The organism is Bacillus sp. FSL K6-0042, assembly GCF_038006685.1.
In the GTDB taxonomy this organism is placed as follows: domain Bacteria; phylum Bacillota; class Bacilli; order Bacillales; family Bacillaceae_G; genus Bacillus_A; species Bacillus_A pseudomycoides.
Window position 1 is genome coordinate 4,461,888 of sequence record NZ_JBBOVS010000001.1, and the last position, 21,536, is coordinate 4,483,423.

Consider the following 21,536-nt stretch of genomic DNA (forward strand, 5'->3'; position numbering starts at 1 on the left):
TGATTAAGGAGTGCAGATTCATGCATATGCATATTTTTGAGGGGGCACATCATCTTTCTTATATAGAATGGATGATTCGAGCTATAACAGCGTATGTTTTTTTAATTTTTGTTGCTAAAGCAATGGGACAACGCTCCATTGCACAGCTTCGTTTTTTAGATGTCGTATTAGTGCTATTGTTGGAAGGAAATCTCTCTAACGCACTATCTGATGAAAGAGTCGGTTTACTGGGATCAATGATTACAACATGTGTGCTCATTGTTCTTCATATTGTAAGTTCGGTTTTAACGTTGAAATGGGATCGATGGAGACGTTTTTTAGAACCATCGCCTATTATACTTATACATAATGGGTCAATTGATTTTAGTAATTTGAAAAAAGCAAGAATTACAGTAGAGTATTTATTCTCTGAACTACGCTTACAAAATGTCAGTGATATTAAAACGATAAGATTAGCATTATGGGAAGCAAGTGGTACCGTCTCGGTGTTTCAATATCCAGAACATGAAACTGTTTCACGGCTTGATATGAAAGTAGCAGGTAGAAAATCACCTATTTCATTTATTCTTGTGAAGAATGGAAATATACAGAAGGATGTCCTTGCTTTATTAGGAAAAACGGAAACATGGGCGCAGGAAGAATTATCAAAAAAAATATCAGTTGAATTGGTACAATTAGCAACTATAGATGAAAATAAACAAATTAATATTTTATTAAAAAAATGAAAAATATAAGCATTTTACCATTTCTTACATATGATACAATAGTGTGGACAACGAAATAAAAAAAGAAGGGTTTGTTTCGATGGGATATGTAGAGGAGTTACGAAAAGTAGTTGGTCATCGCCCTTTAATTTTAGTTGGTGCTGTTGTTCTCGTATTGAATGAAGATGGACATGTTTTATTACAACAACGAACAGAACCGTATGGAAAATGGGGATTGCTTGGTGGTTTAATGGAGCTTGGAGAATCCCCAGAAGAGACAGCTTGCCGTGAAGTATATGAAGAAGCAGGAATTTATGTGAAAAATTTAAGACTCATTAATGTGTTCTCTGGAGCTAATTATTTTATAAAATTAGCGAATGGTGATGAATTTCAATCCGTAACGACTGCCTATTATACAAATGAATATGAAGGTTTGCTAGCTGTCAATAAAGAGGAAGCGGTTCAGCTTAAATTCTTTCCCGTTACAGAATTGCCTGCGTATATTGTAGGATCACATAAAAAAATGATTGAAGCATATGAGAAGATAGAAAAAGAAAGTAGAAATAATATATAATAGCTATAGAAATACAAAAACACAGTTCTGGTTGGTAGTCCAGGCACATACTAGTATGTCAGTAACCTTCCCCTCCGGGATGTCCAGTATTTCTAATTTTTTTTCTAAGGAGGGGCTGTCGATGAAATTGACAGTATATCATGATGGTCAGTTTTTTGTAGGAATGATTGAGGACACACATAAAGGGATTTTGTATGCAGCGAGGTATATTTTTGGTGCTGATCCATCAGACGAAGAGATACTTGTATTTGTAAATAATACGATGCTAACGTATTTTAATCACTTTTCCAAATGTGGTGTTAAAGTGGAAGAGAAAAAGCGTTCGAAAAGTATAAAACGTATCATAAGAGAAGCTGCAAAAGAAATGCATACAAAAAGCTTTACGAAGGCACAAGAGGCAATTAGTTTATCTTATGAATTGCATAAGCAAGAAAAGCGAGTGCAATCTAAGGAACAGCGTGAAGCAGAAAAGCAGAAAAAACGCCTTATCAAAGTGCAAAAAGCAAAACAAAAGCATCGCGGACATTAAGAAAAAACGTCTTAGGACACTTGTTCTAGGACGTTTTTTCTATACATGTAAGAAGAATACAAGTAAGTTTACTTGTATTTCTAAAACGGTAACTGGTAAGATACAGAGAGATAGATCTAGAGGAGGGAAAACATTGATTAACTTTAACTTTTTTATGAATGATGTTGTCCGTCAAGCGCGTGAAGAAATTGTTTCCGCTGGATATACAGAATTAACAACACCATCCGCAGTTGATGAGGCATTTAAGCAAAAAGGTACGACACTTGTAATGGTAAACTCAGTATGCGGTTGTGCAGGTGGTATTGCTCGCCCTGCTGCTGCGCATTCCGTACATTATGATAAACGTCCAGATCACCTTGTAACAGTATTTGCGGGGCAGGACAAAGAGGCAACAGCACGTGCACGTGAATATTTTGAAGGATATCCACCATCTTCTCCGTCTTTCGCATTATTAAAAGATGGAAAGATTGTAACGATGGTTGAACGCCATGAAATCGAAGGCCATGAGCCAATGCAAGTCATTGTAAAATTACAATCATACTTTGAAGAGAATTGTAAAGAGGTTTAATAGAAAATAAAAAAGCGGTACATACACTTATAAGTGTATGTACCGCTTTTTTATTTTGTTCCATTTATTAGGCTATTTGTGGGCAGTAAAATCCTCACAACAAACTTTGGTGAAAGCAAAGAAGTTAGGAGGGGGATTAACAGCTCGTAAAATCCTAATTGGTGAGGACTAATAATCAATAGAAGTTGAAGAAAATCCCCCTCTGATTAAAGTTTCACTTTATTAGGAGGTATAATTAATAACATTTGTTTATAATCATTTGTAATGAGAGGGAATATACATGAAATGCATAGTTTATACAATAATTTATACATTGATTAACCTAGAAAAACCGTTTTAATAGAATTTGTAATTTATTTTTATTTTAATTGTTGCATAAAAATAAAATCACTGCTACAATACAAACATCAAATAAAAATTCTATAAAACTTTTAAATATACATTATTAGGGGGAAGAAACATGAAGAAGTTATTATCAATTTCATTTGCACTTATTTTAATAATAAGTATGTTTAGTGCTTGTAGTAAGGGAGAAACAAAGGAATCGAATACGAAGAAAGATAAGAAAGTACTCGTTATGGGTACTTCAGCAGACTATAAACCTTATGAATATGTGGAAGCTTCAAAAAGTGATGAAATTATCGGTTTTGATGTTGATATTGCAAAGTATATTGGGAAAGAACTTGGTTATGAAGTGAAAGTGAAAGATATGGATTTTGGAGGATTGTTAGCATCGCTTAGCTCGGGAAAAGTTGATTTCGTTATGGCGGGAATGACGCCAAATCCAAAACGTAAGGAAAATGCGGATTTTACAGATATTTATTTTGTTGCTAAAAACATGATCGTTTCGAAAAAGGATTCTGGTATTAAATCATTACAAGATTTAAAAGATAAAAAAGTAGGAGTACAAACAGGTTCTATTCAAGAAGAAAAAGCAGACGACTTCAAAAAACAAGTAAACTTCCAGGCGGAGGGGCGTGACCGTATACCAGAAATCGTACAAGAAATTCAGGCTGGACGTTTTGATGCTGCTATTTTAGAAGATACAGTTGCTAAAAATTATTTAGATAAAATGAAAGATTTACAAGGAATTGAAATTCAGGAAGCTCCAGAAGAAGTAGGAGCAGCAATTGCCCTTCCGAAAAATAGTGACAAAACAGCGGAATTTAATAAAGTGATTAAGAAGATGCAAGAAAATGGTGAAATGGACAAATTAGTGAAGAAATGGTTTGGCAGCAAAAAATAAGCTGCCTTTCTCTTTTCTGTGAGAGGAATGACAAAAGATGAACTTAGATTTTTCGGCAATTACTCCGTCGATACCATATATATTAAAGGGACTAGAAGTTACACTGAAAATTGTAGCAGTATCTGCTTTAGTTGGTTTTATACTTGGAACGCTATTAGCACTTTGTAAAATTGCTAGAGTAAGAGTGTTAAATATCGCTGCTGATTTATATACATCGATATTTCGTGGTACACCACTTGTCTTGCAATTAATGATTATTTATTTCGGTGTTCCGCAAATGATTGGATATGATATACCAGCATTTTTAGCAGCAGTACTTGCATTTAGTTTAAATTCGGGTGCATATATGTCAGAGGTAATTCGTGCAGGAATTCAGGCTGTTGATAAAGGACAGACAGAAGCTGCGATGGCACTCGGTGTTCCATATGGAAAAATGATGAAAAATATTATTTTACCACAAGCATTAAAAAATATATTACCAGCGCTTGTGAACGAATTTGCAACACTTACGAAAGAGTCGGCAGTAGTGACAGTAATTGGTGCGACTGATTTAATGCGCCGTGCATATATTGTAGGCGGTGAAACGTTTAAATATCTTGAACCGTTACTATTTGTCGGACTTGTTTACTATATTCTAGTAATTATTCTTACATTAGTCGGGAAAGCAATTGAAGGGAGAATGAAGAAAAGTGATTAAAATTGAAAACCTTCATAAATCATTTGGACAAAATGAAGTACTAAAAGGAATTACGACAACAATCGAAAAGGGCGAAATTGTTGCGATTGTTGGACCGTCTGGGTCAGGAAAATCAACATTTTTACGTTGTATGAACGTACTAGAAACACCTACAAATGGTCACATTTGGATTGGGAATGAAGAAGTGACCAATCCAAAAACAAATATTATGAGTGTTCGTGAAAATGTGGGAATGGTGTTTCAACATTTTCACTTATTCCCTCATATGACAGTATTAGAAAATATTACGTACGCACCAGTAAATGTAAAAGGTGTGGCAAAACCAGAAGCAGAGAAAAAGGCGAAGGAACTTCTTGAAAAGGTAGGATTGCTCGATAAAAAGGATGCATATCCAAACCGTCTTTCAGGTGGACAAAAGCAGCGTGTAGCCATTGCTAGAGCATTGGCAATGGAACCGGAAGTTATGCTTTTTGATGAACCAACATCGGCACTAGATCCTGAAATGGTAAAAGAAGTATTAGAAGTAATGAAATCTTTAGTGACTACAGGAATGACGATGGCAATTGTGACACATGAGATGGGATTTGCAAAAGAAGTAGCTGATCGTGTGCTCTTTTTAGATAGCGGAAAGCTTGTTGAAGATACAAGCCCGGAGCAGTTTTTTACAGAACCAAAAAGTAAACGCGCACAAGAATTTTTACAAAAAATATTGTAATATGTAAAAGTTACGTGAATAATAAGGAGAAAAGGATGACAGCTTGTCATCCTTTTTTTATACTTATCGTAACTACGTTTATACATATAGGAGCAATGATATGTTTAGAATTGGATATCGTACAGTGAAAACAGCAGTTGGAACAGGTGCGGCAGTTTTTATTGCGCAGCTATTCGGCTTGGAATTTTATAGTTCTGCGGGCATTTTGGTTATTTTGTGTGTGCAAAATACGAAACGAAAATCACTTCAAGTCTCTTTGCACCGATTTTTAGCCTGTTTATTATCAATGGTATTCTCGTTTTGTATTTTTGAAACAATTGGTTATACACCGCTTTCTATTAGTTTGTTACTTCTTACTTTTATCCCAACAGCTGTTATGTTTAAAATTCAAGAAGGCATCGTTACAAGTTCCGTTATTGTTATGCATTTATATTCATTGAAACATATTACATGGTTAGCGATTGGAAATGAAATTGCAGTTTTAACAGTTGGAATTAGCGTGGCTTTATTGGTAAATATGTATATGCCAAGTGCGGAAAAGAAATTAAAAGGGTATCAAGAAAAAATAGAATGGAATTTTAAAACGATTTTATTTGAGATGGCTGTGTATTTACGAAATCGGGATAGTACATGGTCTGGAAAAGAATTAATTGAAACAGAAGAAATATTGAAACAAGCGAAAGATCTATCTTTTAAAAAACTTGAAAATCAATTTATGCGAGAAGATGATTATTATTATCGATATTTTGATATGCGCATGCAACAATTTGAAATTTTAGAGCGGATTATGCCGCTTGCAGCTTCCTTATCGTGGTCATATGAGCAATCAGATATGATTGCGGACGTAATTGAAAACGTTGGGAATTCTATTCGTCCTGAAAGTACGGGTCTTATTTCACTTAGACAATTACAAGAAATGCGAGAGATTTTTAGAGAAATGCCACTTCCTAAGACACGCGAAGAATTTGAAATGCGTGCGAAGCTTGTTCAACTTGTTTATGAAATGGAGCAATATTTACTTATTAAAAGTAGGTTTAAAGGGAAGGATAATGTGAAAGAACTTATATAAATCCAAATTAAAAACCAACACCAAACCATTCTTTTTAGGTAGGCAAGAGCATCCGGCCATGCATAGAAGCGGTCAGTGCCTTTTTTCAACCCATGCCGTGTGAAAATAAAAGAGGAAATAAGTGGAGATTAGTTTTTGTTTTCATAGCCGCAGCTAATATGTCGAAAAATCAAAATGGATTTATATATATAGGGAAGGAATGAATCATGTCGTATTTTCTGTCCTTACTATTATGTTTTTCTCTTTCACCGATATGGCCTCTTGGAGATAATCCGCGTGCTGGAGATCCATTTATTATTGTAAATAAGCAGACGAACAAGCTTGCTTATATTGATGATGGTAAAATACAAAAGGTCTTTCCTGTAGCGACGGGAAAAACAAACGAGTTAACGCCAGAGGGAAGTTTTGATATTGTAATGAAGGCAAAAAATCCTTATTATATTGCGAAGGATATCCCTGGTGGTTCACCAAAAAATCCACTTGGCTCTAGGTGGATGGGGTTTAATGCACGAGATACTGACGGGAGTAAATATGGTATTCACGGTACAAATCAGCCAAGCTCAATTGGAAAATATATTTCACAAGGATGCATTAGAATGAAAAAAAATGATGTGGAATATTTATTTGATCGCATTCCAATTGGAACAAAGGTATGGATTGTAAAATCGAAAAGAACATTTCAGCAGCTTGCAAAAGAAAAAGGAGCTCTGGTTTACGAAAAGGTCAACCGAACAAGTTGGCTTTTTCTTTCCACGAACTTGTCTTGACATGTGTACATATCCATGTATTAATGAGGATATACGAAGATTATTGGAAAAGGAGTTGCTCGTATGTATTTGAATCCAAGGCTTTCTTATATGCAGTTTTTTATTGGCTTTCTATTCATTGTGACTTTCATATTGGCAACTTTTAATGTATGTTCTTTTCTGGTGTCAATTGTATTCATGGCACTTTTAAATGTAACTTTTGTTATAGGAGCGTTTCAGCAAAAACATTATACGAGCTTTGTTATGGCCCTTGTGATGGCTTTTTCATTTAGTATTGTAGCGCTTGTACTAATAATAAAATAAAATATAAATCATTCATTAAAATGATTGTGATTGAACAGGCTGTTTATTTTCTATCCAGGAGAATAAACAGCCTATTTGTGCTAAAAAAGGACGACATTATATATCGTCCTCCTTACCAAAACATACTTGCTCCAGCGAGTAATGTTGTTACAAGCATTGAAATTAGCATAACGTATATCATAACTTTTTGTGCTTTCTTATTCATGTTAAACCTCCTTACAATCATTCCAACTTTCCCCCGCTATTTGCGGACAGTAACACTCCCACTTTAAAATTCAGCAAAAGCAAAGAAGTTAGGTGGGAGATGAACTGTCCGTAAAAGCCCGATTGGTGAGGGTTAATAATTATTGGGGGAATCGAGATCCCCCCAATAATTAAAGTTTCACTTTATTGTATCGAGAAATGGAAACATGGACAAGGGTATAGAGAAGACAAAATTCGAGAAGTGTATCTAAAATATAACAGGAAAACTTGAAATAAACAGAGAATATAAAAAGCATAGGACACAGTTTTTTCGGTGCCTTTTAAAAAAGTTTTGCAAGCTGAAGAATGGAGATACGATAATGAAAGTATATGAAACAGAACGTTTGCAATTAAGAGAAATCGATGAGTCGTATGCAGAGCAAGTTCTTCAATATTACGACAAAAATCGTGAGTTTTTAAAGGCGTGGGAAGAATATCGACCAGATGATTTTTTTACATTGGATTATCAAAGAAAACGGTTGCAAAAAGATGGGAAAGAATTTGTAGAAGGGAAAATTATTCGATTATGGATTTTTAAAAAAGGTGATGATACGAATATTATCGGTTGTATTTCTTTCAATTTAATTGTGCGTGGAATTTATCAGTCCTGTGTTCTTAGTTATAAACTAGATAAAGATGAATTAAATAAAGGTTATACGACAGAAGCGCTTAGAAAAGCAATTGAAGTGGCTTTTCAAGAATTCCAATTACATCGTATAGAAGCCCCGATTATGCCCCGTAACTTAGCATCTATTCAAGTTGTAACGAAGATTGGCTTTCAATATGAAGGGGTGTCCCGGAAGATGTTAATGGTAAATGGGATTTGGGAAGATCATATGCGGTGGGTCCTTTTAAATGAGTAGAAGAAAGCAGGTGGTTATCTAGATGTGTGAACCATCTGTTTTTTAGCTTGTCTTTCGAAACTTTTGCGAAATTCTGTTATAATTAACGATGTTACATACTTAATGCAATGCAGGAGGCGCATTCTCATGATTAATCAAGAACGTTTAGTAAATGAATTTATGGAACTTGTGCAAGTAGATTCTGAAACAAAATATGAAGCAGAAATTTGCAAAGTGTTAACAGAGAAATTTACTGCTTTAGGTATTGAAGTATTTGAAGATGACACGATGGGTGTAACTGGGCATGGTGCAGGTAACTTAATTTGTACTTTGCCAGCGACGAAAGAAGGAGTAGATACAATTTACTTCACTTCTCATATGGATACAGTAGTTCCTGGTAAAGGAATTAAGCCTTCTATTAAAGATGGTTATATTGTATCAGATGGTACTACAATTTTAGGGTCAGACGATAAAGCTGGATTAGCATCCATGTTTGAAGCAATCCGCGTTTTAAAAGAAGAAAATATTCCTCATGGAAAAATCGAGTTTATTATTACAGTTGGTGAAGAATCAGGTCTTGTTGGTGCGAAAGCATTAGATCGTGAACGTATTACAGCAAAATATGGCTATGCATTAGATAGCGATGGAAAAGTGGGCGAAATCGTAGTTGCAGCGCCAACGCAAGCAAAAGTAAATGCGATTATTCGCGGGAAAACAGCTCATGCTGGTGTAGCACCTGAAAAAGGTGTATCTGCAATTACAATCGCAGCAAAAGCAATTGCAAAAATGCCACTTGGTCGTATTGATTCTGAAACAACTGCAAATATCGGTCGTTTCGAAGGTGGCACACAAACAAACATCGTTTGTGACCATGTGCAAATTTTCGCAGAAGCTCGCTCTTTAGTAGATGAAAAAATGCAAGAGCAAGTTGCAAAAATGAAAGAAGCATTTGAAACAACTGCAAAAGAAATGGGCGGTCAAGCAGATGTTGAAGTAAAAGTTATGTACCCAGGATTTAAATTTGCTGATGGCGATCATGTTGTAGAAGTTGCAAAACGTGCTGCTGAAAAGATTGGTCGTACACCTTCTCTTCACCAAAGTGGTGGCGGAAGTGACGCAAACGTAATTGCAGGGCATGGTATCCCAACAGTAAACTTAGCAGTTGGTTATGAAGAGATTCATACAACAAACGAGAAAATTCCTGTTGAAGAATTAGCAAAAACAGCTGAATTAGTTGTGGCAATTATTGAAGAGGTAGCGAAATAATTGTTAGCAAAAAAGAACGTGTAGACCATAATAGGTTCACACGTTTTTTTATTTGGATTCAATTGCTTTTACAAGGCGAATGAGCCAATATAAAAAAATCCAGGGGAGTATATACGTTGTTGCGATGTGCACTACACGAGGGAGAAACGCGAAGGTATTAATATTGAAAATGGGAAGTAACAAGTAGCTAATTGCAATGACTAAAATAATAACGAGAAATATGTAATTGAGCTTATTATGATTGTTCATAACGATCACCTATTTTACAAAAATATCCATATTCAATGTAAGTATATCAAAAATATGATAGGAAAGAACGTGATTTTTGTCATTGAAAGGCTCCACTGTTTTCGTTGAATTTGATATAATGAAAACTAGGAACGAACGTTCTCTTTGAGGGGTGAGAAGTATGAGAGAAATGTATCCGAAAAATGGTCGTGTTATTTTGCACGTTGATATGAATTGTTTTTTCGCGTCAGTTGAAATTGCCCATGATCCATCATTAAAAGGAAAACCATTAGCGGTTGCAGGGAATGAAAAAGAACGAAAAGGAGTTATTGTAACATGTAGTTATGAAGCAAGGGAATACGGAGTACGTACAACAATGCTCCTTTGGGAAGCGAAGCGGTTATGTCCAGAGTTAGTTGTGAAGCACCCGAATTTTAAATTATATCGCGAGGCGTCGTTTGAGATGTTTCAAATTCTTTCACGCTTTACTGAAAAGATTCAGCCAGTTTCTATAGATGAAGGTTACTTAGATATAACAGATTGTTATGGATTAGGTTCACCTCTTGAGATTGCTAAGATGATTCAACAAACATTATTAACAGAATTACAGTTGCCATGCAGCATTGGAATAGCTCCAAATCTTTTTCTAGCGAAGACTGCGTCAGATATGAAAAAGCCGCTTGGTATTACTGTGTTTCGGAGACGAGATATTCAGGAATTACTTTGGCCACGTCCTGTTGAAGCAATGCATGGAATTGGTGAGAAAACAGCAGAAAGGCTAAAAGAAATCCATATACATACAATTGAACAGTTGGCAAAGGGAGAAGCGCATGTGATTCATGCGAAAATAGGAAAGCACGGCGTTGATTTACAAAAACGGGCAAAAGGTATGGATGATAGAGAAGTCGATCCAAATCAAATGGGACAACATAAAAGTATCGGAAATTCAACAACATTTTCGAAGGATATGGATGAAGAGAAGGAATTGCTTGATATGTTAGAGCGCTTATCGAAATCAGTTAGCAAAAGGCTACAAAAACGGACTCTTGTCAGCTATAACATTCAAATTATGATGAAATACTATGATCGGCGTACAGTAACGCGGAGTAAACAATTAAAAAATGCAATTTGGGAAGAACGTGATATTTTTCAAGCTGCTTCACGTTTATGGAAGCAACATTGGGATGGCGATCCGATTCGATTGCTTGGTGTCACAGCTACGGAATTAGAATGGAAAACAGAATCAATTAAACAACTGGATTTATTTTCATTTGAAGAAGATGCGAAAGAAGAGCCACTATTAGCTGTAATTGACCAGATTAATGATAAATATGGAACTCCTGTTTTACAAAGAGGGAGTCAGTTATTTCGAAAGCAGGAGAAATCTTTTCGGCAGAAATTGGAAAATAAATTTATGTAAAAAAAGTGTCATGGCAATTTAGTACTCATGACACTTTTTATATTTAACTCGCTTCTAAATCTAATGAAGTTTTCCAACCTGCAGTCGTTACTCCAGATTCCAAAAGCATTCGACTTACTACTTTCTCGATTAAGGCTGTTTGATTTGTTACCGAGAATTAGGAAATACTCTTCGAACGGTTTCGGTAAATTCTTCAAATAACCCTGTTACTGGTTTACCTTGGTTAATTTTGTCCGCATAGTCTCTCATTCGATCTACAAAATCAGGATTTGAAGATACAAATACATGACGAATATCTGGGTCGGTAGCTCTAACTTGATCTGCAACTTTCTTTTCTAATTGCTTTGTGATTTGTCCTTTTACATTTTCACGTAAAACAACTGCAACATAGGCATTTCTATTTGTGACGATTACATTTGCCTTGTCTATTTCTTCTAGTTCAATGATTCGATCTGCCGCTTTATTTGCTATGTGCAGTCGTGTTTCATTGTTCGTGACACCGTTCGTATTATTTTTTACTCTTTGAAGGTTAGTGTTGTTTCCTTCGTATGTAACATTTCGTACGCCATTGTTTTCGCGATTATCCAATGCTTTCTCCTTTTGCTTTCCTGCACATCCAAGCAATGAAATAATTGCCAAAAAAATGATTGAAAACATCTTTAATTTTTTCAATGATATCTCTCCTTTACAATACTATGTTTTTAAAATGACCAGTTGGCCATTTATTATTCATAGTAAAAAGGGGATGATATTTTGTATATTTTATAAAAACAAAAAAAGCATCGATTTTCGATGCTTTTTTATTTTTATCCCGTTATTTGCAGGCAGTAAGACCCCCATCTCAAATTTCAGTGAAAGCAAAAAAGCTAGATTGGGATCAACTGTCCGTAAAAGCCCGGTTGGTGAGGGCTAATAATCAGTGGGGGATGAAGCCACACTGATTAAAGTTTCACTTTATAGATTATGAGATGGAAGGATTTTCATAAATCACAATCTCTGAATTGTTTGTTGTTGAAATACGTTGTGCATAATATGTGATAGATGAAGAAATGTATTCCGGTAACGTTCGATTTGTATGCGATGTGGTGTATTCATGAATTAACTCTTTTAAAGTCGTCCATTCTAGTGGTGCTGGGTGATCAGACACGAAAGAACTTACCCAGCGATCAAATGAAGATGAAAAATCAGTTTGTAAACGAAATACTTCTTTCATAGTTAAACGCTCCCTTTATTTGTAATACAATTATTTTACTATAAAACACGAACGATTGCTATTTTTTGATCGTTAACGTTCGTTTAATATAGTTGTCTAGATGAATAGTTCATAGAAATTCATTTGCCATTTGAAATAACATTCCGTAAGATGAAAGATAGATTCTATAAAGAGCTGGAGGAAAGAAAGTGGAATTTGTATTTTTAGGAACTGGTGCAGGCGTCCCTTCAAAAGGAAGAAATGTTTCGGCAATCGCTTTGCAGTTGTTAGAAGAACGAGGTGAAACGTGGTTATTTGACTGTGGTGAAGCAACACAACATCAAATTTTACATACATCAGTGCGTCCACGTCGCATTGAAAAAATATTTATTACACATTTGCATGGAGATCATATTTTTGGGTTACCTGGTTTATTAGGAAGTCGTTCCTTTCAAGGAGGAACAACTCCATTAACAGTATACGGACCAAAAGGGATTAAGCAATTCATTGAAGTCGCATTATCGGTGAGTACAACACATGTTAAATATCCACTTAAAATTGTAGAAATTACTGAGGAGGGTATTGTTTTTGAAGACAAGCAATTTCATGTAGAAACGAAGAGGTTGTCACATGGAGTTGAATGTTTTGGATACCGAATCGTTGAGAAAGACATACAAGGGCATCTCCTTGTTGAGAAGCTGCTAGAAGCTGGCGTAAAACCAGGGCCAATCTTTAAACGTTTAAAAGACGGTGAAGTAGTTGAATTAGAGGATGGAAGGGTTTTACACGGAAAAGACTTTATTGGTCCACCTCAAAAAGGAAGAATCATTACGATTTTAGGAGATACACGTTATTGTGAAGCAAGTAGAATCCTTGCGCAAGATGCAGATATACTTGTACATGAGGCAACATTTGCAGCAGCAGATGAAATCCAGGCACATGATTATTTTCACTCAACAACAGAACAGGCAGCAAGTATTGCATTGCAAGCGAATGTGAAACGGTTAATATTGACTCACATTAGTTCGCGTTATCAAGCAGATACATATAAGGAATTGTTACAAGAAGCTCAGTTGTTGTTTGCAAATACAGAAATAGCTATGGATTTGAAATGTTTTCCAGTAGAACGATAACATTTTACAAACAATGGCAACATAAGTTTGCCATTGTTTTATTTTTTATAAAATTTTTTTCTCTACAAGATAGTTGGAACTGTTATCATTTGATATCTATATGAACTAATACAGGGATTTTAAGATTTTCAGATGGATATGAGAAAAACACAAAACATCGGTCATTTTGAAAAACTGTTATATAGGTAGTTTGTCTTATTGTTAATACAAGAGAAGTAAAAAATAATCAATTCAGAAATTTTAAAATTCAACAAAAGTAAGCGTTTCATAAAAAACAAGCTATAATGAAGGCAAATTACAATTCGTCGTGAGTTACAGCGTGCATTTTAGCCATTTTTCGTAACGAAACGAAATTGACTAAAAGAGAGAGGGCATCCTAGAGATTATTAAGGGAACCGTATTATTATTATTTGTACTCAGTCTTTTTTCACTCTTTAGTTTCAAAGCACCGAATGGTATAAAGGCAATGGGAGCTCTAGCAAATGCTGCAGTTGCAAGTTTCTTAGTTGAAGCATTTCAGCTATATGTTGGTGGGGATTTAATTGGAATACCGTTTTTAAAAGAAGTTGGAGAATCAGCAGGTAGTCTAGGCAGAGTAGCTGGTGCAACTCTTGTTGCGTTAGCAATGGGGGTATCACCTGTTTATGCTATGCTTGTAGGGGCTTCTGTGTTAAAATTTGGATTGCTACCAGGATTTATTGCTGGTGCGATTGCCGGACTTATGGTTATGTATGGTTTTAATGATCCGATGAAAGTAACGCTATGTTTCTTATGTATTATGGTGTCTGGTATTATTGCAGGATATATTGGCTCACTTCTATTCAAAAACTATCCAATTCGTACAGCGGAGCAAATTCGTGGTACGGGAGGAAAGGCAACAGAATCGGCAGCTTAATAGAATAGTAGTAAGCAATTTTTTATAAAAGATTTAGGGGGAATCATGATGAAATATCGCTCAGTATTTGATATTATCGGTCCAGTTATGATTGGGCCGTCCAGTTCACATACAGCAGGTGCAGCAAGAATGGGGCAAGTTGCTCGTCAACTTTTCCGTCATGAACCAAAAAGAGTTACGATTTCGTTATATGGCTCGTTTGCAAAAACATATCGTGGTCATGGAACAGATGTAGCATTGATTGGTGGTATACTAGGATTTGAAACAGATGATACACGTATCCCAAGTGCGCTAGAAATTGCAAAAGAGCGTGGGATTGAAGTGGACTTTATTGAAGAAGAAGCGAATGCACCACATCCGAATACAGCGAGAATTCGTTTGTATAAAGGAGAAGAGGAGATTGAAGTGGTCGCTTGTTCAATTGGTGGTGGAAAGATTGAAGTGGTGGAATTAAATGGGTTTGATTTACAACTATCAGGAACAAGTCCGGCACTTCTTATTGTAAATAATGATCGCTTTGGAGCGATTGCATCTGTAGCTTCTATACTTGCCAAACATGAAATTAATATTAGTACGATGAGTGTTTCACGTAAGGAAAAAGGAAGAAGAGCGCTTATGGTCATTGAAACAGATGAATTGTTGGCAGATGAAGTTATCGAAGAAATTAAAGGACAATCTAATATTTGTCAAGTAACTATTATGGATTAATTGCAGGGGGGACACACCATGTTTCGGAACGCAGCGGAACTAGTGGCGCAAGCTAAAGAACAGAATGTAAAAATTGCAGAAATAATGATTCAATGTGAAATGAAGACAAGAAGTATCTCTCGTGAAGAAGTACTTGCAGGCATGGAGAAAAACTTAGTCGTGATGGAACAAGCGGTAGAGCGTGGTATTAAAGGTGTGAAATCACCGACTGGTTTAACTGGCGGAGATGCGGTGAAAGTACAAGAGTATATGAAGAGCGGAAAAGGTTTATCTGGGCATACGATGTTGGATGCAGTGAGCAAAGCGGTTGCAACAAACGAAGTAAATGCAGCAATGGGAATCATTTGTGCAACACCAACAGCTGGATCAGCTGGGACTGTACCAGGCGTACTATTTGCGCTCAAAGAAAAATTACAGCCAACACGTGAAGAAATGATTGAATTTTTATTTACAGCAGGAGCATTTGGGATGGTTGTTGCCAATAATGCTTGCATTTCAGGTGCAGCTGGAGGTTGTCAAGCTGAGGTTGGTTCAGCAAGTGGAATGGCAGCAGCGGCAGCTGTTGAAATGGCTGGAGGAACACAAGAGCAAGCAGCTACAGCGATGGCGATTGCTTTAAAAAATATGCTAGGGTTAGTATGTGATCCAGTTGCTGGACTTGTAGAAGTACCTTGTGTAAAACGTAATGCAGCAGGTGCTTCAAATGCTATGATTGCAGCGGATTTATCACTAGCTGGTGTAACAAGCACAATTCCATGCGATGAAGTTATTGAAGCGATGTTTAGAATTGGGCAAACAATGCCAGTTGCACTTCGTGAGACAGCTGAAGGTGGACTAGCAGCAACACCAACAGGGCGTCGCCTTCAAGAAGAGATTTTTGGAAAGAGTAGCAAATAAGAGAAGACAATCGTGATAAAAGAACGGAGCTCAGATCTATTTTCTGAGCTCCGTTTATTATTTTTCGTTTGTTAATTGTTCTAATGTTTTTCCAAGTTCATGTGATCGTTTTGTAGCTTGTGTAATACATGCGACGAGTGCTTGTTGAAAATTAAAACTTTGAAGAACCTCGATCCCAGCTTCTGTCGTTCCACCAGGAGAGGTGATTTCTTTTCGTAAGATAGAAGGGTGCTTAGTATTAGCCTTAAGCATTTCAGCGGCACCAATCATTGTTTGCAAAATAAGTGATTTAGCCACAGACTCTTCTAAGCCGATCTGTTTTGCGGCTTCTTCCATTGCTTCAACTACGTAATACACGTACGCAGGGCCACTCCCAGATAGTGCAGTAACAGCATGCATATGTTCTTCTTCCACCACTGAAACAAGGCCAATTGTTTCAAATAAAGATTTAGCAATGTAAATGTGCTGCTCTGTTGCATGCAAGGATGGAGAAATAGCTGTGGCTGATTTTAAAATAGCGGCTGATGTATTTGGCATTGCTCGGATAATCGGAACATTTTTTTGAAGCAGGCTTGTAATAGAACTTGTAGAAACACCTGCTAATAATGAAATAACGAGTTGATTATTCGTTATATATTTTTTTATAGGTTGAAGTGCTTCTGCGACGTCTTTTGGCTTCATTGCAAGGAAAATAATATCTGCATGAGCAAGTAGTTCTTCTTTGTTATGTGTTCCTTTGACACCGTATTTTGTATGTAATTCCTGTAATCTTGTTTCATTTGAGCGGTTACTTACTGTAATTTGTTTACCCGTTACAACCTTCGCATCTAATAAACCGGCGATGATTGCTTCAGCTATAGATCCGGCACCTAGAAAGGAAATATTTTGAATAGACATGATGAAGCCTCCTTAATTTTTGTAAGAAAAACTTATAAATTTACATACATTCGTTTTATTATAGAAAACACCTTCTTTTTATCTGAAAATAATGACAAATTTTTAAAGAAGTTGTAAACTGAAGAGGGATTCATTTTTGAACCGGAGAGAGACGGGGGGCATAAACATGGTAACAATTCATCGAATGGAGATTCCTGTTCCATTTGCAGTTGAGACAGTTAATGTTTTTTTAGTAAAGGGAGAATCATTAACATTAATTGATACAGGGACAAATACAAAAGAGGCCAGGGCAGCATTAGAAAAACAATTAAGGACTTTAGGATATAGGATAGAAGACATTGAAACAGTAGTGATTACACATCATCATGCTGATCATTGTGGGCTTTTAAATACATTTTCTGAGAAGACAAATATTGTAGGCCATCCTTGGAATGAGCCGTGGATTACGCAGGATTCTCAATTTTTGAAACGTTATCAACAATTTTTTAAAGAAGCCGCATTACAGTTCGGAGTTCCAGAAGCATTTTTGAAGGATGAAGCATTACTTACGACGAAAACACTTAAATATTCTTGTAATAGATCGTTAACACATACTGTACGAGAGGGAGACAGTATTGAAGCGTTACCTGAGTTTACAGTTATTGAAACACCAGGGCATGCTTCGACTCATATTTCGTTATACAGGGAGCGTGATGGACTATTAATTGGTGGGGATGCTTTAATCAGTCATATTTCCTCCAATCCGATACTAGAACCGCCATATGAAGGACAGACAGAGCGAGCGCGACCTTTACTACAATATAATCAAACATTAAAACGTTTAAGTAACATGAAGATTTCACGCATTTTATCAGGTCATGGAGAAGACATTGTGAATGTGAAAGAGCTGATAGAGGGAAGGTTGCAAAAACAAGAAACACGTGCTTTCAAAGTGTTAGAATTATTAAAAGAAAAACCGATGACAGCCTTCGAAGTATGTGTGAAATTATTCCCTGTATTATATAAAGAGCAATTGCCACTTACGATTTCGGAAACAGTTGGACAATTGGACTTTTTAGCATATAATCAACAAGTGATGATTGATGAATCGTCGCCACAATTGATTTATTATGCAAAGTAGGTGACAGCGATGACGGGACGTTTACAAGAAAAAGTAATCGTCATTACAGGAGCTTCTAGTGGAATTGGAGAACAAGTTGCGATGCAAGTTGCAGCAGAGGGCGCGATTCCTGTATTAATAGCGCGGACAGAAGAAAAACTACGAGTATTAGCTGGAAAGATTAAAGCGACTTACAATACGCCTTGCTATTATTACGTATTAGATGTAAGTGAAGAAGTAGAGATTGATACTGTTTTTGCAAGAATATTAAAGGATGCAGGGCAGATTGATATATTGGTAAACAATGCTGGTTTTGGTATTTTCAAAACGTTTGAAGAAGCGTCCATGACTGAAGTGAAAGATATGTTTCAGGTCAATGTATTTGGATTAGTAGCTTGTACGAAAGCGGTATTACCTCATATGTTAGAGAGAAATAGTGGACAAATCATTAATATTGCTTCGTTAGCAGGGAAAATTGCAACGCCAAAATCTAGTGCGTATGCAGCAAGCAAACATGCAGTATTAGGATTTACGAATAGCTTACGCATGGAGCTCTCAAATACAAATATTCATGTAACAGCGATTAATCCAGGGCCAATTGACACAAACTTTTTTGATATTGCTGATCAATCAGGTACATATGTAAAAAATATGGGACGTTACATGTTAAAGCCAACATACGTAGCAGAGCAAATTGTAAAAGCGATGCAAACGAAAAAGCGTGAAGTGAATTTGCCAAAATGGATGAGTGTTGGACCAAAATTTTTTGCGTTATTTCCAGGTTTTTTTGAACGTATAGCAGGTAAATCATTAAGTAAAAAATAGGAGATTTCCATTTGGAAATCTCCTGTTTTTTATTTTCCCGTAATATATTCATAAACAATATCCTCAATTGCTTCATATACATCGATATCAGGTTCCGAACCAATGGTTGTTTGGACACTTTGAATTAAAGTTTCCTGATCCTCTTTTGAAATAGGTTTACATTGATATTGCCGAAAACTTTTTATCAACATCTTTTCAATTAATTTTTCATTCATGTTTTTCCTCGCTTGCATGTATAAATGTATTGTTTTTATTGTACTTGAAGTATAGAAAAAATACTAGCACACATCAAAGGTGTATAAAAATTCATTTATAATTATTGTTTTTCTAGAAAAATTACGTTTTTAAAAGTTTTAAAATTAATAAATATTTAATTGACTCTATAAATATACAATATTATAATCATATTTAATTTAAAGAATCGATATAAGGAGGAGCATATGAAAGTCGCGATTATTGGAGCAACTGGATATGGAGGAATTGAGTTAATAAGGTTGTTACATCATCATCCATATTTTTCGATTACATCTGTCCATTCTTTTTCACAAGTAGGGGAACGAATAACAAATGTATATCCGCACTTACAAAATTTTATTGTCCATACGTTACAAGAAATCGACGTGGATGTAATAGCGAAGGAGGCTAGTATTGTATTTTTAGCGACACCGGCAGGGGTTTCGGCACATATAACGCCACGCTTGCTAGCGTCTGGTTTAAAAGTTATTGATTTATCAGGTGATTTTCGTATGTTGAATCCTTGTACATATGAAACATGGTATAAAAGGCCCGCTGCAAAGGAAGAAATTCTTCAAAAGGCAGTGTATGGATTAAGTGAATGGAAAAAGTTGGCTATTAAGGAAACGGAATTGGTTGCAAATCCAGGATGTTTTGCAACAGCGGCACTACTAGCAGCTGCGCCATTAATGCGGGGCGGGATGATAGAGGAAGACTCACTTATTATCGATGCGAAATCAGGGGTGTCAGGAGCGGGAAAAACACCGACAACAATGACTCATTTTCCAGAGCTGTATGATAATTTCCATATTTATAAAGTGAATGAGCACCAGCATGTTCCAGAGATTGAACAAATGCTTGGTGAGTGGAATAAACAGGCGAAACCAATTACATTTAGTACACATTTAATTCCGATATCGAGAGGGATTATGGTTACTCTCTATGCAAAAGCAAAACGAGATATCCATGCACAGATATTAGAGAAGTTATATGAAGAAACGTATTGTCATGCTCCTTTTGTTCGTATCCGTTCTAAAGGAGAGTTTCCAAGTCCAAAAGAAGTAAGGGGTTCAAATTATTGTGACATTGGAGCGGCTTATGATGAACGAACAGGACGTATTACAGTTGTTTCCGTTATCGACAATATGATGAAAGGAGCAGCTGGGCAAGCAATTCAAAATGCAAACTTATTAGCAGGTCTGGAGGAAACGGCGGGATTACAATATATGCCGCTCTATCCATAAGGGGGAAGAATGATGATTGGAACAGATTCTATTATAAAAGTTGCAAGTGGATCAATTGTAACGCCACAAGGTTTTGCAGCGATTGGTACCCAGGTTGGGTTGAAAAAAGGGAAAAAAGATATGGGAGCAATTGTTTGTGATGTTCCTGCTAATTGCGGAGCTGTTTATACAACAAATCAATTTCAAGCTGCGCCAGTACAAGTTACAAAAGAAAGTATAGCTGTGGAAGGAAAGCTACAAGCAATTGTTGTAAATAGCGGAAATGCAAATGCATGTACAGGTGTACAGGGGTTACAAGATGCGTATGAAATGAAAACGTTGGCTGCGAAACAATTCCAGGTAAAAGAAAATCATGTGGCAGTTGCTTCAACAGGTGTCATTGGAGTTTCTTTACCAATGGAAGCAATTCGTACTGGTATTTCCTATCTCGTACCATCGAAAGAAAAAGAGAAGGCAGCTTCCTTTTATGAAGCGATATTAACAACGGATCTTGTTATAAAGCAATCATGCTATCAGTTTATGATTGAAGGAAAAGAAGTGATGATTGCAGGGGCAGCAAAAGGTTCTGGTATGATTCATCCGAATATGGCAACGATGCTTAGCTTTATTACAACAGATGTAAATATAGAACAAGAAGCACTCCAGCTAGCATTATCACAAGTTACGAATCATACATTTAATCAAATTACTGTGGACGGTGATACATCTACAAATGATATGGTCGTTGTAATGGCAAGTGGGTTATCAGGAACAACTGCTATTCATACGAATCATACGGAGTGGGAGAAGTTTATGTTTGCTTTGCAAAAGGTATGTGAGGACTTAGCGAAGCAAATTGCTAAAGATGGTGAAGGTGCTACTAAGTTAGTTGAAGTAAATGTATACGGAGCACGAACAGTAGAAGAAGGGAATAAGATTGCGAAACAAATTGTTGGCTCAAGTCTTGTGAAAACTGCAATGTATGGTGAAGATGCAAATTGGGGCCGCATTATTAGTGCGATTGGTCAAAGTGGAGTTGTTATTGATCCTATCGCTGTTGATATTGCTGTTCAGTCTATTTCTGTTTTACAAAGCAGCGAGCTACAAGCTTTTTCTCAAGAGGAAATGAAACAAAAATTAAAGGAATCTGAAATTGTTATTGATGCTCATTTGCACCTTGGAGGGGAGAAAGGAAGAGCTTGGGGCTGCGACTTAAGCTATGACTATGTGAAAATAAATGCTTGTTATCGTACGTAAGGAGA

General features: G+C 36.2%; 27 protein-coding genes and 1 pseudogene. 21 read left to right on the top strand and 7 right to left on the bottom strand.

The features are described 5' to 3' along the window. Window positions 1–20: 20 nt before the first annotated feature. From MHH45_RS22975 to MHH45_RS23020, 10 genes are all read left to right on the top strand, one after another. Entirely contained in the window at window positions 21–725 is a 705-nt protein-coding gene (locus tag MHH45_RS22975) for a DUF421 domain-containing protein (protein WP_088093658.1), read from the top strand. Between the two features lie 79 nt (window positions 726–804). Next, window positions 805–1,278, top strand: a complete 474-nt coding sequence (locus MHH45_RS22980) for an NUDIX hydrolase (RefSeq protein ID WP_016131986.1) — start codon at window positions 805–807, stop codon at window positions 1,276–1,278. Window positions 1,279–1,399: 121 nt separating this feature from the next. Further along, entirely contained in the window at window positions 1,400–1,807 is a 408-nt protein-coding gene (locus MHH45_RS22985; protein ID WP_016116239.1) for a YjdF family protein, read from the top strand. A gap of 154 nt (window positions 1,808–1,961) precedes the next feature. After that, complete coding sequence (locus tag MHH45_RS22990; protein ID WP_170927916.1) at window positions 1,962–2,375, top strand: BrxA/BrxB family bacilliredoxin; 414 nt, start codon at window positions 1,962–1,964, stop codon at window positions 2,373–2,375. A gap of 460 nt (window positions 2,376–2,835) precedes the next feature. Next, window positions 2,836–3,621, top strand: coding sequence for a transporter substrate-binding domain-containing protein (locus MHH45_RS22995; protein WP_016116237.1), 786 nt, complete (start codon window positions 2,836–2,838; stop codon window positions 3,619–3,621). Window positions 3,622–3,658: 37 nt separating this feature from the next. Then, window positions 3,659–4,318, top strand: a complete 660-nt coding sequence (locus MHH45_RS23000; RefSeq protein ID WP_016116236.1) for an amino acid ABC transporter permease — start codon at window positions 3,659–3,661, stop codon at window positions 4,316–4,318. Beyond that, window positions 4,311–5,033: an amino acid ABC transporter ATP-binding protein gene (locus MHH45_RS23005; RefSeq protein ID WP_016116235.1), complete on the top strand. Its 723-nt coding sequence runs from the start codon at window positions 4,311–4,313 to the stop codon at window positions 5,031–5,033. The genes MHH45_RS23000 and MHH45_RS23005 overlap by 8 nt, the downstream gene beginning before the upstream one ends. A 100-nt stretch (window positions 5,034–5,133) precedes the next feature. After that, window positions 5,134–6,102, top strand: coding sequence for an aromatic acid exporter family protein (locus MHH45_RS23010; RefSeq protein ID WP_016116233.1), 969 nt, complete (start codon window positions 5,134–5,136; stop codon window positions 6,100–6,102). A 206-nt stretch (window positions 6,103–6,308) separates the two neighbouring features. Further along, window positions 6,309–6,869: a L,D-transpeptidase gene (locus MHH45_RS23015; protein ID WP_006095921.1), complete on the top strand. Its 561-nt coding sequence runs from the start codon at window positions 6,309–6,311 to the stop codon at window positions 6,867–6,869. Between the two features lie 63 nt (window positions 6,870–6,932). Then, window positions 6,933–7,172: a DUF3894 domain-containing protein gene (locus MHH45_RS23020; RefSeq protein ID WP_016116232.1), complete on the top strand. Its 240-nt coding sequence runs from the start codon at window positions 6,933–6,935 to the stop codon at window positions 7,170–7,172. A 112-nt stretch (window positions 7,173–7,284) separates the two neighbouring features. Here the strand turns inward: MHH45_RS23020 and prli42 are convergent, their stop codons facing one another. After that, complete coding sequence (gene prli42 / locus MHH45_RS23025) at window positions 7,285–7,377, bottom strand: stressosome-associated protein Prli42 (protein ID WP_016116231.1); 93 nt, start codon at window positions 7,375–7,377, stop codon at window positions 7,285–7,287. A gap of 358 nt (window positions 7,378–7,735) precedes the next feature. On the opposite strand from prli42, the gene MHH45_RS23030 reads away from it, so the two are divergent. Together MHH45_RS23030 and MHH45_RS23035 are read left to right on the top strand one after the other, a co-directional pair. Beyond that, window positions 7,736–8,278 (top strand): GNAT family N-acetyltransferase, encoded by a 543-nt coding sequence (locus tag MHH45_RS23030; RefSeq protein ID WP_016116230.1) that lies wholly within the window; start codon window positions 7,736–7,738, stop codon window positions 8,276–8,278. A gap of 126 nt (window positions 8,279–8,404) precedes the next feature. Further along, entirely contained in the window at window positions 8,405–9,523 is a 1,119-nt protein-coding gene (locus tag MHH45_RS23035) for a tripeptidase T (RefSeq protein ID WP_016116229.1), read from the top strand. Window positions 9,524–9,571: 48 nt separating this feature from the next. On the opposite strand, the gene MHH45_RS23040 is transcribed toward MHH45_RS23035, so the two are convergent. Further along, on the bottom strand, window positions 9,572–9,772 hold the full coding sequence (locus tag MHH45_RS23040; protein WP_077293880.1) for a hypothetical protein: 201 nt from the start codon (window positions 9,770–9,772) through the stop codon (window positions 9,572–9,574). Window positions 9,773–9,932: 160 nt separating this feature from the next. Here MHH45_RS23040 and MHH45_RS23045 point away from each other — a divergent pair, with 160 nt between their 5' ends. After that, on the top strand, window positions 9,933–11,171 hold the full coding sequence (locus MHH45_RS23045) for a DNA polymerase IV (RefSeq protein ID WP_088093657.1): 1,239 nt from the start codon (window positions 9,933–9,935) through the stop codon (window positions 11,169–11,171). 43 nt (window positions 11,172–11,214) lie between these two features. On the opposite strand, the pseudogene MHH45_RS23050 reads toward MHH45_RS23045, so the two are convergent. From MHH45_RS23050 to MHH45_RS23060, 3 genes and pseudogenes are all read right to left on the bottom strand, one after another. Then, window positions 11,215–11,319 (bottom strand): annotated as a pseudogene (locus MHH45_RS23050) (MgtC/SapB family protein); the annotation flags it as partial. After that, a complete protein-coding gene (locus MHH45_RS23055; RefSeq protein WP_016116227.1) occupies window positions 11,319–11,843 on the bottom strand; it encodes a YhcN/YlaJ family sporulation lipoprotein in 525 nt (174 codons plus the stop codon). The gene MHH45_RS23055 and the pseudogene MHH45_RS23050, both read right to left, overlap by 1 nt. 289 nt (window positions 11,844–12,132) lie before the next feature. After that, complete coding sequence (locus MHH45_RS23060; RefSeq protein WP_003200148.1) at window positions 12,133–12,384, bottom strand: DUF3932 family protein; 252 nt, start codon at window positions 12,382–12,384, stop codon at window positions 12,133–12,135. A gap of 188 nt (window positions 12,385–12,572) precedes the next feature. Between MHH45_RS23060 and rnz the strand changes: the two genes are divergently transcribed. The 4 genes from rnz to sdaAA all read left to right on the top strand — a co-directional run bounded on the left by rnz (window position 12,573) and on the right by sdaAA (window position 15,996). Continuing rightward, window positions 12,573–13,496: a ribonuclease Z gene (rnz, locus tag MHH45_RS23065; protein WP_016116226.1), complete on the top strand. Its 924-nt coding sequence runs from the start codon at window positions 12,573–12,575 to the stop codon at window positions 13,494–13,496. A gap of 466 nt (window positions 13,497–13,962) precedes the next feature. After that, on the top strand, window positions 13,963–14,391 hold the full coding sequence (locus tag MHH45_RS23070; protein ID WP_016116225.1) for a PTS sugar transporter subunit IIC: 429 nt from the start codon (window positions 13,963–13,965) through the stop codon (window positions 14,389–14,391). 48 nt (window positions 14,392–14,439) lie between these two features. Continuing rightward, window positions 14,440–15,099 carry an L-serine ammonia-lyase, iron-sulfur-dependent subunit beta gene (gene sdaAB, locus MHH45_RS23075; protein WP_016116224.1) on the top strand — a complete coding sequence of 220 codons (660 nt, stop codon included), beginning with the start codon at window positions 14,440–14,442 and terminating at the stop codon, window positions 15,097–15,099. A gap of 18 nt (window positions 15,100–15,117) precedes the next feature. Further along, a complete protein-coding gene (sdaAA, locus tag MHH45_RS23080; protein WP_016116223.1) occupies window positions 15,118–15,996 on the top strand; it encodes an L-serine ammonia-lyase, iron-sulfur-dependent, subunit alpha in 879 nt (292 codons plus the stop codon). A 57-nt stretch (window positions 15,997–16,053) separates the two neighbouring features. Here the strand turns inward: sdaAA and proI are convergent, their stop codons facing one another. Next, on the bottom strand, window positions 16,054–16,893 hold the full coding sequence (gene proI, locus MHH45_RS23085) for a pyrroline-5-carboxylate reductase ProI (protein WP_016116222.1): 840 nt from the start codon (window positions 16,891–16,893) through the stop codon (window positions 16,054–16,056). A 166-nt stretch (window positions 16,894–17,059) separates the two neighbouring features. On the opposite strand from proI, the gene MHH45_RS23090 reads away from it, so the two are divergent. Further along, window positions 17,060–18,013 carry an MBL fold metallo-hydrolase gene (locus tag MHH45_RS23090; RefSeq protein WP_016116221.1) on the top strand — a complete coding sequence of 318 codons (954 nt, stop codon included), beginning with the start codon at window positions 17,060–17,062 and terminating at the stop codon, window positions 18,011–18,013. 9 nt (window positions 18,014–18,022) lie between these two features. Continuing rightward, entirely contained in the window at window positions 18,023–18,817 is a 795-nt protein-coding gene (locus MHH45_RS23095; protein WP_016116220.1) for an SDR family NAD(P)-dependent oxidoreductase, read from the top strand. A 29-nt stretch (window positions 18,818–18,846) separates the two neighbouring features. Here MHH45_RS23095 and MHH45_RS23100 read toward each other — a convergent pair whose 3' ends face one another. Next, window positions 18,847–19,032 carry a YqzH family protein gene (locus MHH45_RS23100; RefSeq protein ID WP_016116219.1) on the bottom strand — a complete coding sequence of 62 codons (186 nt, stop codon included), beginning with the start codon at window positions 19,030–19,032 and terminating at the stop codon, window positions 18,847–18,849. A gap of 225 nt (window positions 19,033–19,257) precedes the next feature. Between MHH45_RS23100 and argC the strand changes: the two genes are divergently transcribed. After that, window positions 19,258–20,295 carry an N-acetyl-gamma-glutamyl-phosphate reductase gene (argC, locus tag MHH45_RS23105; protein WP_016116218.1) on the top strand — a complete coding sequence of 346 codons (1,038 nt, stop codon included), beginning with the start codon at window positions 19,258–19,260 and terminating at the stop codon, window positions 20,293–20,295. 12 nt (window positions 20,296–20,307) lie between these two features. Next, the gene (gene argJ / locus MHH45_RS23110; protein WP_016116217.1) at window positions 20,308–21,531 is read left to right on the top strand and encodes a bifunctional glutamate N-acetyltransferase/amino-acid acetyltransferase ArgJ; all 1,224 of its coding nucleotides are present in this window, start codon (window positions 20,308–20,310) and stop codon (window positions 21,529–21,531) included. Window positions 21,532–21,536 lie beyond the last annotated feature (5 nt).